The organism is Chamaesiphon sp. (assembly GCF_041737865.1).
GTDB lineage: Bacteria > Cyanobacteriota > Cyanobacteriia > Cyanobacteriales > Chamaesiphonaceae > Chamaesiphon.
In genome coordinates this window covers 1-9,706 of the sequence record NZ_JBGSQZ010000252.1, presented here as the reverse complement: position 1 = coordinate 9,706, position 9,706 = coordinate 1, and the positions used below count along the sequence as shown (strand labels likewise).

Genomic DNA, 9,706 nt, shown 5'->3' with positions numbered 1-9,706 from the left:
GAAAACGATCGTCTTTACCACGCTCTGTATCGCCCAAATGGGTCATGCTTTAGCCGTGCGCTCTGTAAATAAACTCGTTATCGAAATTAACCCGTTTAGCAATCCACTGTTATTGTGGGCGATTCTGGGCACGATTCTATTGCAGTTGGCTGTAGTTTATATCGCTCCATTGCGATCGTTTTTTGGGACTCATCCTTTGAGTCTATTTGAACTGGGAGTCTGTTTTGGTTGCAGCTTACTGATATTTATCTGGATTGAAGGGGAAAAGTTATTTGTACGGTGGTTTCGCGCTAGAAAGACAAGGGGGAATGTCTTGTCTCGCTAAACCCTCGGCTTTGCCGAGGAGCGCGAGCCGCTGTCTTGTCGGTTTTTTTATTCGGAGGTTCCCTCCGAATAAAACCGCCGCTTCATGAATTGTCCCTTGTCTTTCTAGCCACCGATTTTAATCGGACTATTGCCGAATACATCGCAGTCAATCGCCGGACAATCTGGTCGATCTCCAAATCCAGAATACTGTAATCGATGACTGCCTGACGCATCGGCGTATGTCCTTGATTTACAGCAGTAACGCTGAGGAGATCGATCTCCAGTTCTCGAACGCGGGCTGTTCGCAATGCTTGGAGATGCGGTTGAATTCTGTGCAGTGTTGCCTCCAGATCGGGCAAAGGTGGTGGGATAATTTCCTGCTCGACTGCATCAGCCAACTGCTCTAACACTAGCGAAATTTGGCTGACAAAGGTTGCTAATTCCGGCAGTGGTACCGTCAATCTAAAGTGTTCGAGATGTGCGGCTAAAACTGTGATAGCACTGGTAAAACGTCCCAGATATACGAGCAGCGTCATACCTGGCTCGACTAATTCTGGGTGCATTTTCGGCTCGCGGAGCAATCCTTGGAATGAGGCTTGGGCATTGCCGATCGCCAGTCCAGTTTGTCGTCGTTGCGCGATAATCCTCGCGTCATACGCCTCTGTTCCCTCATAAACAGACATGACATCATTAAAGTAGGTTTGGGACTCTCTCAGGGCAGTGGCGAGTTGACGGGGAAACCTGTCGCGTTCCCAATTCGGCCAGATAAAGTAATGACTTGCGAATGCCAATCCCGCTCCAATTAAAGTATTCAACACACGAATCTGGGCAAATTGCCAACCTGTAGAATTACTGGTATCGGTAATCAGTAAGATAAATATCGATAAGAACACCACTGAATAGCCATAGTTGAAACCAATTAGGGCAACTCCAAAAAATACTGTGATGACAATAATAATGTCTAGGATCGGCTTACTGGAGATCGCAACTAAGATAATAGCGGCTACTACCGCTCCCAAAATTGTCCCACCAACTCGCTGGAAAAATCGCTGGAAAGTTCCACCCAAATTTGGCTTGAGGACTAGCATCGTGGTAAGCGTAATCCAATATCCCATTGGTAAATTGGTGATGCTATACAAGATTACACCGACACTGAGACTGACTCCCAGGCGAAGGGCGTGGCGAAAGATTGCTGATTCTAAGGTGCAGTTTTCTCTAAGTAAACTTAACAGCGATTGCCGTTCGGTTTTAATTAATAGAAGCGGCTCTGCATGTCGTTGACTAATGTTGCTGGGTTCTAGCAGCGATTTAGCTGACTGAGCGGTATATTGTAGTTGCTCGATCGGTTTTGCGATCGTTCGGATTAGGCTGCCTAGAGCAACGAGCTGTGTGTAGTCTGTTTCCTTCCCCACGCTTGCCTGCTTGAGCGCATCCAGCAGTAGATGTTGTCGTTCCTTTAATGCCTCATAGATCCGGCTGAGATTACCGAGATCGATGCTAGCAGACTTACCAGATATCACTTTGGCGATCGATCGAAACACGATCGACAGTTGGGTGAGGGCATCGTCGATTAAGTACCGAACCGACCGATATTGCTGTTGGTGGGAGTAAGTTTCGAGTAATTCTGTTAAGGCAATCACCGAGCCGAGCAACCGATCTCCATCCTGAATTAGCACGAGTAACTGCTCGCCCATCCAACTTTGTGCTGACTGCCCGATTCGGGCGGTACCTAATGTCATGCGGGCGGTTTCTAATGCTTTTCTAACGTCTAGAATATTTTCAGTTGTGGCTGCTTCACCTGCAAATGTCTGAAGGTAATTGGCAAGAGCATTAAAGCACTCAGCCACCGCAATTCTAAGCAGATCGTAAGGTTTAAGCGGCCACATTACTAGAGAAAGTAGCATCGCCCAGCCACCAGCAATCAGACATAATAGCGATCGCATTAATGCTACATCTAAGTCGCCGTGTAGAGCGATCGTCGAAATAAATGATGTCCCAACTACTAAACCGACATTGGCACCAGTATTCCCATATAGCGACGCAAACCCTGAAGCCATTCCCCACAAAAATGTCAGGATGACGGCGAGGATAGGGATGTTAGCAACTAGAGTACCGATAAATACTGAGATAGTTATGCCTAAAGTGGCGATCGCCATCGCTTTAGCTTTAATCTGGTAAGAGCCAGCAACATTAGCTAAATTGACAAAGTAAGCGATTAAACCCACAAATAAGCCGCTTTCTCTTTGGTCGATGAATTGCCCAATTAACATCGGGATTCCCAATGATAATGCAGCCCGTAAGCCATTCGCGATTGCTGGTTTTCCTGGTTCTGACTGGATGAGGAAGCTGAGAAAGTTATTTCGATTTAACTGCATTATTTTTGGGGATGAAATACGAATAATAGAACTCATATTCCGCACGATTCAATCGCTGACTAGTCTAGTCTGAAGTACTTCTAAATCTATCGGCAATCCGCTTGATAAACCCCGCAATCGGTACAGCTAGAAGTAGTCCGAGCAGTCCCCCTACTTGAGATCCTGTCAGTACAGAGATGAAGACAACGGCTGGATTGAGTCCCGTCATGCCACTCATCAATCGAGGCGCAATCGCATTTTCAATAATCTGACCGACGATAATTGCCACCGCAAAAACTTTGAGTCCCAACCAAATGTTTTGGAGAGCCAATAGTGAGCTAATTACAATAATGGTGAGGGTGCCACCAAAGGGAATTAAACTGGCAAATCCAATCGTCAATCCAAATAGCAACCCAAATGGAATCTGGAGTAGTAAGAACACAGTCATCAGGGAAATGCCTTGGATGGTCGAGACAATCGCTTGACCTGCAAAATAACTCTGAAAACTTTGTCTGAGCGAGTCTTGAATTCGGTCGTTCCAAGGTGCAGGTAGCCAGCTCCACAATCCGTTCCACAATGATTTGCCACTAAACACCAATAAGATCGTTAGCACCAGAATTAAGAGCAAATTTAAGGCACTGTTAATGGTATCCAATGCCAGAAAAATCGCTTTGCGTGATGCTAGTTGTAGCGTCTGAGTGACTCGCTCTGTTAATCCTGCTGTTACATTAGTAAGATCGACGGGAATATTTTGGAAGATCGGGAGTGTACTGAGGTTGGAAACTTGCTGCTGTGCTGCTGTCAGCCAAGCTGGTAGACGGTTGACAAATTCTTCTAACTGTCGAAACACGATCGGCAATAGCCCAAAACTAATCGTTCCCACTAAGACAATGGCAATAACTAGAACTAAGCCAATCGCTAAAGCTCGTGGTAGTCCGCGTCGTTCTAAGAAGACGATCGGATAGTCTAGTAAGAACGTCACCAAACAAGCAGCAATGACGATGCTCGAAATCGGTTGTAAGGAATGATAAAGTAACAAAATTAGCCACCCATTCAGAAAAATCAACGGGAACGTCAAGCTAAATTTGAGCCATCGGGGTAATTTTTGGTAGGTAAGCATTTGAGATCGAGCATTTTGGAACAGTCAGCGGTTTTAACCATGCGGTAATCAAGGCTACACTAACCATTATTCCAGATAAGAGGAGAACAACATTGACAACGCAAAACTCCCGATAAATGTCAAGCTAGACAAGTTTGTATCTTGAGTTTGATGTGCTTCAGGCAGAATTTCTTCGACAATCGCGACAATTAAAGTACCTGTGGTAAATGCGAGTACAATTAGCTTGAGCAAATCGCCTTGCCCGCGCAATCCCCAGTAGCCCAGCGTCGCCCCCAGCCACACCGGAATCAGAAATGCAGCCAGCAACCAAAATCTCAGTTTGCGCGGCATATTCTGACTCTTAAACTCGGCATTAGTCACAAAACCTTCAGGAATATGTGCGACAACTCTCGCCGATGCTAGTACCACACCTAGATGCGGTGAGATCGTCAAACTGGTACCAATTAATAAGCCATCACCAAATAGATCGATCGACATACTCAAAAAGATTACCCAAGCAACTGTATTTCCGCCAACCCCGCGCAGTCGATTTTTATCTAAGTCGAGCAGTTGATTCACCCAGACAAAGAAAGCCCCACCTAAAAATAATGCTAGAATTGTTGCCCAAGCAGGTTTGGCAATTAGAACTCTAGGAATTAATTCTGTGGATGCGATCGCCAGAAGTACCCCAGCCGCTGCGTGTAAAGCTAGTCCTAATGTTTGTTTTGATAGTGGTAAAGCTTCTGCGATCGTCGCACCAATGAAGTTACTAATCACAGGTAAAGCTGACAGTATAATGACGAATAAAAATTCCGGCATAATCGCTAGGCTCCATCATTTTTAGCCTGCTCGTTTTCAATTTTTGATACTGACAACATTGCTTCGATCTGTGGATTTGCCCATTCTGCGGCGATGCTGAAAAATTCAGAATCGTCATTAACACATTCAAGCCGCGTGTAAGTCACAGTTGGATATTGACGTTGCAAAGATGAGATCGCATCTTCCACATCAAGAATAGTTTCATAATTCTCAGTTACCCACCCCAATGGTTTAAATACAATGGTTTGGGCACCGGATTTAATCAGACTTTTTGCAGCTTGTTCGAGATTGGGTTGCGACCATTTAATAAACGGCATATCATGATTTATCCACCCGATCGAGATTAATGGATATTGATGCTGTAATTGGGCTTGGACTCGATCGAACAAAGCTTGCCCATCAATTACGCCAGTTAACAACCCATTAGCTTTTTCGGGGCCACCATGAACCGTTAAGACGATACCTATCTGTGACTCAAAGCAGCCACATGTAGATAATTGATTTAGAGATTCCTTAATCTGACGCACTAGCAGATCGATGTAGGTAGGTTCAGTTGCAAATGCGGGAATATATCGAATTGCTTTGAATGGCAGATCTTCAGATTCATTTGCAGTGATAACTTCATTAACTTGCTCTACAGCTATTTTCCCAGTAAACGCAGAATCAACCACAAGTAGTGGGAAAATTAGTAAGTTTTCAAATCCTCGATCGATAATATCTGCCACAACTTTTTGGACAAAAGGTTCGCAAAAATAGAAACCTTTGAACACTTGTACCTGTGTTCCCCAACGGTCTTGTAACTGTTGTTCGATGCCAATCCGTTGTTTTTCAAACATCTCATTTTCGGGCGACATGAAATGATGATGTTTGAACCCGAAATTGTACCAATCTTGCAATCCCAACAGCCAACCAGCCACCGGATATAACCACTCAGGGATAGAAACGAATTGCGATGCAATATATTTAGTTGCAGCTTGGTTATAACTACTCAGATCGCGGTAAGATTCTACTTCGCCATACCCTGCCAGCAGAACTGCAACTCGCGTCGGTTCTGCTAAATCATCTTGGTGAGACGCGACGGGATGTGTCGCTTGAGATTGAGGACTAATCATTATTTTTTGCCTAAATAGATTGCAAACGAATCCAGAGAAATTATCGACCGATCCGCATCCCAATTAATATGTTGTAGAAAAAGCCAATCAGAGCCAAAACTAACAATAAGTGAATTAAAGCACCACCAATATGGATTGAGATACCTAATAACCACAGACCAAAAAGTACAACAACGCCAGTCCAAATGAGATTTAACATATTTTCCTCTTCTATTTAAATAAAACGGTGGATATTGCCTAAACGGTGACGGAGTTAAATAGCTCATCAGATAGCCATTCAATAGTTCCTTTGAAGTTGCGCGTGGGGGTCGGTAACAAAGTAACAAATCAACATAGGCTGGTTAACGAATTAAATGTCTCAAATGACCTTTCACTCGATCGCTGTCGAAAAGATCCGCAACACTCTCATCTAACCCCAGCTTTATCAGATTTTCCCGCAACCCAATTTCAACCGGAAGGAGTGAATGACTTTCGGCAAGTGCTTGCAAATTATGGGCGATTGTGGCTCCTTGCTGATATGCTACTTGAGCGGTAGCTGGTAAAGGCTGCTCCATTACCGTACAATCTCCACCTGCAAACACTTCGGGGAAATCGAGTAGTTGTAGGTTGTTCGTTAGTTTGAGTCGTCCCTGTTTATCGTGACTTGCTTCAGGAATTGATAGTGTAGAAATGAGCGGATCGATCTCACTTCCAGTCGCCCAAATAATCGTCGCGGCTGAGAGCTGCTCGATTTGGTTGTTTCGCTTCAGGACAACCGTGTTTCGACGCACCGCGATCGCCTCAGTTTCTAGCAACACCTCAACGGGTACCTTCCGCTCGCGCAATGCAGTTTGAGCAGTTTGGCGGAGGCTATCGCTAATACCTTTGAGAATTTCTTTTCCTTGTTGAATTACCACTACTCGAATATCTGCAACATTACTGCCGAGAGCGGCGTACCAGTTTGGTAATAAATCTGCCAAAGTTGCGGCTAGCTCGATGCCAGTACAGCCAGCACCCACAATTGCCACGGTTAATAATGCCTGTTTTTGCGGTTTCGGGGTTTGGGTGGCTCGTTGCAAACAATTCCGTAGCTGTTTAGCTAAGGCGACCGCATCTTCAGTGGTACGAAATGGTAAGGTGTATTCTTCTGCTCCTTCCACATCGAAATAAGCTGCTACGCTACCAAGAGATAACACTAACTTACCATAGTTGTAATGCAGTCCAGACGCTAATTGAACCTGTCGCTGTTGCAAGTCGATGGATTGAATCGTGTCCTGAATAAATTCAATTCCACTTTGATGCAAAAGAGTATCATAGCGGGGGCAGATATATTTAGTTTTCATCTCACCGCTAAGAAACTCATAGAGTAGCGGTTTGAAGATAAATCTTGAACTTTGATCGATTAGAATTATGGGTGTTTGATAATGTTGATGACTAAGGTGTAGAGCAGTAAATAATCCGGTAAAGCCACCACCTAAAATTAAAGTTGGCAGCTTTTGAGCCTCGATAAGTTGGGTAGGAATTGTTAATGTTTCATCTAAGGTATTTACTTCAGTCATAATATTCGACATCTTTATGCTCCTATTGGTTCGATCGATCTAGAGTGAATTTATGACTCGTGGTAAAAGATAAACTTAACCAGTGAAGCAGCTAAATAGCTTAATAGAGCATAAGCAACGATCGCGATCGCAATATTGACATCAAATATATATGCCCCACCACCAAAAGTTGGGCTAATAAATAAGGTCGAGAATGGAGCGATAAAAGGTGCAGATAGATTATTGATTAATCGAGCGAATTCATTTTGAGGGTTAGCCGCAAACAACCGCAGCAAGAACCTTATGCCTAATAATATTTCTAATGCTCCTACTAGCCAGAAAATAGTATTAAGTATCCAAATAAAGGGAGTATTCAATCGAGCGGCCCGCAAGCGTTTCTCTTCTTGGCACAGTCGGAAAGCCTCTTCATCATGTTGGAGATCTTGTCGCCGTTCGATGTTGGTATCATCCTGCCTGTCGTGAGCCATAATTAGACCTCAGTATCAATATTTTCAAGTGTGAATTAGGAGAGCCTAATATTTTATTGAGAAATATTAGGCTCTCTTTTTCGCTGATTCAGATAGCTAGAACATCCAATCTACTTCGAGGCGATTGTCCACAGAGGAGACACCTGCTTCAGACCAAGCGACTCGTTCGGCTTCGTCATACTCGCTGTAGTTGCGAACTTGACCGTGGAGGGTGACATTATTACCAGAAGTCTCCACGCGGATGTGTTGAGCATCCAACATCGCACTGCGTTTGAAAGCAGATTTAATGTCCGCTTCGACTTCCTTTTTCGTCACCTTCGGCGAGATCGAGATCGAATTAGACACTCCTTTAACACCAGCCATTTGCTTGACTAGACTCCCTGCGGCGTTCTTCTGGTACCACCATTCCACCTCGCCTTCTAGAGTAATCCAGCCATTACGGACTGTTACTTCAACGGTTCCTTGGGGAATTGTCGTAGACCAGTCGATTTGGTTGATAGCGGCTGAGGCAATATCGCCATCGGTGCGGTGGTACGAATTTGGTAGCTGAATTTCGATGTCATCGGCGATCGCTTTCACTCCTGCAACCCGCTTAACAGCGTGTACCGCTTGCCATTTTTCGTTGTAGCTGGTGGCATAGCCATTGAGTGTGACCGTCCCATTTTTGACCAGAACGCCAATGTCTGTGACTTTGATGCTTGGCTCATATTTGAGTTCGGACAGCACATCATTTTGTAATTCTGTGTCAGTTTTTTCGAGAGTACGTTGCATATTATTTGTGTTTTGTTTGTTGTTATTTAAAAGAAGTAGACTAATGTATTAATATTTAATACATTATGGGTATACCAGGGGGTTGACCCCTGCACCCCTTAGCTTTAGGTCTAAAGCTGGTCATGGTTTTGTCCTCATTTACAAATCGAATTTAGGAGTCTTTGCCAACAGGTTTAGGCGCGTCAACACTAAGCAATATCAAAAAGATTGCAGCTACCGCAGCAGTTACCGTAATTAAAGGCGTATCTAGATGGCGAATACCGATCGCAATTAATGTCCAAATAATTACCAACATGTAAGCAGTATCGTGATGTTTTATCGTTACTTGAGTGCCAATTGCCGTAGCGATAATTATCGTGATGACAGCCCAGATTGCGGGAGTGATGCCCCAGCCATCCCAGTTGATGCTGTAGAGCGCGAGTGACGCATTGACAACTATCGCGACGGTAATCCAGCCGAGGTAAATACTAATCGGGATGTTGATAAGCCATTGCTCAGTTGGCGAAACGTGGTGTTGACCGATCTCTAAGCGTTGATAGAGGACAATCAACGGTATCAAGATCCCCAACATCGCGACGACAGACAAGGGAAAGAGACGGGCGAGAAAGAGATAAATCCAGGCACACTGAGCGATACAGGCGAACACCAGCAGATAACCACCGCGCTGTAAGCTAGGATTGTGACGCTGAGTGGGTTGGGCTTGGTAAATGCCAAAGGCAATCAAACCCAGATAAATCGGTGCCCAAATCGCAAAGGCGTAGTTGGCGGGCAGAATTTGGACTGAAGGAAACAGGCGATCTGACAGGGTTGCCATATCCACACCATCAGGCGGAAAGAAGTTGGAGATAGTGTTGATAACAATGCTGCCGATAATCGCGACGAGAATTGTTACTTGTCTGACTAAATCTGGATCTGTACGTTGGGTGGTGAGTTTCATTGGTGCTAACCCCCACTCGGATGCCACTTAACGGCGAGATGATCTTCCACCGAGAACACTCCTTGAGCAGCCCAGGCAATGCGTTCGGCTTCCTCGCGTTGGGCAAGCGTCCGCACAGTACCGTGGAGGATCACCTTGCTACCAACAATCTCGACGCGGATTTTGCTAGCATCTAACATGGCATTGCGATCGATCGCCGCTTCAATATCCATACCGACTGCGGGGATTTTATCTGTGGGTTTAATTGAAATCGAGCTAGACACCCCATGAACGCCCGCGATCGATCGCACGACGGTTTCGGCT

The 9,706-nt window shown here is 44.9% G+C and carries 11 protein-coding genes; 1 reads left to right on the top strand and 10 read right to left on the bottom strand.

Annotation, left to right across the window (positions count from 1 at the left end; genetic code table 11):
* Positions 1-325: cation transporting ATPase C-terminal domain-containing protein (locus tag ACEW9J_RS18910; RefSeq protein WP_373546644.1), on the top strand; the 325-nt coding region annotated here is incomplete at its 5' end.
* Positions 326-407: 82 nt separating this feature from the next.
* Here the strand turns inward: ACEW9J_RS18910 and ACEW9J_RS18905 are convergent.
* The 10 genes from ACEW9J_RS18905 to ACEW9J_RS18860 all read right to left on the bottom strand — a co-directional run.
* A complete protein-coding gene (locus ACEW9J_RS18905; protein WP_373546643.1) occupies positions 408-2,681 on the bottom strand; it encodes an FUSC family protein in 2,274 nt (757 codons plus the stop codon).
* A gap of 64 nt (positions 2,682-2,745) precedes the next feature.
* Entirely contained in the window at positions 2,746-3,780 is a 1,035-nt protein-coding gene (locus ACEW9J_RS18900; RefSeq protein ID WP_373546642.1) for an AI-2E family transporter, read from the bottom strand.
* 66 nt (positions 3,781-3,846) lie between these two features.
* Positions 3,847-4,578 (bottom strand): ZIP family metal transporter, encoded by a 732-nt coding sequence (locus ACEW9J_RS18895; protein WP_373546641.1) that lies wholly within the window; start codon positions 4,576-4,578, stop codon positions 3,847-3,849.
* Between the two features lie 5 nt (positions 4,579-4,583).
* Complete coding sequence (locus ACEW9J_RS18890) at positions 4,584-5,690, bottom strand: ferrochelatase (protein WP_373546640.1); 1,107 nt, start codon at positions 5,688-5,690, stop codon at positions 4,584-4,586.
* A gap of 40 nt (positions 5,691-5,730) precedes the next feature.
* Positions 5,731-5,889, bottom strand: a complete 159-nt coding sequence (locus ACEW9J_RS18885) for a lmo0937 family membrane protein (protein ID WP_373546639.1) — start codon at positions 5,887-5,889, stop codon at positions 5,731-5,733.
* Positions 5,890-6,031: 142 nt separating this feature from the next.
* Positions 6,032-7,228: an NAD(P)/FAD-dependent oxidoreductase gene (locus tag ACEW9J_RS18880; protein ID WP_373546638.1), complete on the bottom strand. Its 1,197-nt coding sequence runs from the start codon at positions 7,226-7,228 to the stop codon at positions 6,032-6,034.
* A gap of 50 nt (positions 7,229-7,278) precedes the next feature.
* Positions 7,279-7,695, bottom strand: coding sequence for a YggT family protein (locus ACEW9J_RS18875; protein ID WP_373546637.1), 417 nt, complete (start codon positions 7,693-7,695; stop codon positions 7,279-7,281).
* A gap of 96 nt (positions 7,696-7,791) precedes the next feature.
* Positions 7,792-8,466, bottom strand: coding sequence for a BON domain-containing protein (locus tag ACEW9J_RS18870; protein ID WP_373546636.1), 675 nt, complete (start codon positions 8,464-8,466; stop codon positions 7,792-7,794).
* Positions 8,467-8,617: 151 nt separating this feature from the next.
* The gene (locus tag ACEW9J_RS18865) at positions 8,618-9,403 is read right to left on the bottom strand and encodes a tryptophan-rich sensory protein (RefSeq protein ID WP_373546635.1); all 786 of its coding nucleotides are present in this window, start codon (positions 9,401-9,403) and stop codon (positions 8,618-8,620) included.
* 5 nt (positions 9,404-9,408) lie between these two features.
* Positions 9,409-9,706, bottom strand: a 298-nt coding sequence (locus tag ACEW9J_RS18860; protein WP_373546634.1) for a BON domain-containing protein, incomplete at its 5' end; no start/stop codon positions are given.

Bases quoted from the DNA above. Each gene is read 5' to 3' on its own strand.
- ACEW9J_RS18905 (WP_373546643.1), bottom strand. From the start codon at position 2,681: ATGCAGTTAAATCGAAATAACTTTCTCAGCTTCCTCATCCAGTCAGAA.
- ACEW9J_RS18900 (WP_373546642.1), bottom strand. From the start codon at position 3,780: ATGCTTACCTACCAAAAATTACCCCGATGGCTCAAATTTAGCTTGACG.
- ACEW9J_RS18895 (WP_373546641.1), bottom strand. From the start codon at position 4,578: ATGCCGGAATTTTTATTCGTCATTATACTGTCAGCTTTACCTGTGATT.
- ACEW9J_RS18890 (WP_373546640.1), bottom strand. From the start codon at position 5,690: ATGATTAGTCCTCAATCTCAAGCGACACATCCCGTCGCGTCTCACCAA.
- ACEW9J_RS18885 (WP_373546639.1), bottom strand. From the start codon at position 5,889: ATGTTAAATCTCATTTGGACTGGCGTTGTTGTACTTTTTGGTCTGTGG.
- ACEW9J_RS18880 (WP_373546638.1), bottom strand. From the start codon at position 7,228: ATGACTGAAGTAAATACCTTAGATGAAACATTAACAATTCCTACCCAA.
- ACEW9J_RS18875 (WP_373546637.1), bottom strand. From the start codon at position 7,695: ATGGCTCACGACAGGCAGGATGATACCAACATCGAACGGCGACAAGAT.
- ACEW9J_RS18870 (WP_373546636.1), bottom strand. From the start codon at position 8,466: ATGCAACGTACTCTCGAAAAAACTGACACAGAATTACAAAATGATGTG.
- ACEW9J_RS18865 (WP_373546635.1), bottom strand. From the start codon at position 9,403: ATGAAACTCACCACCCAACGTACAGATCCAGATTTAGTCAGACAAGTA.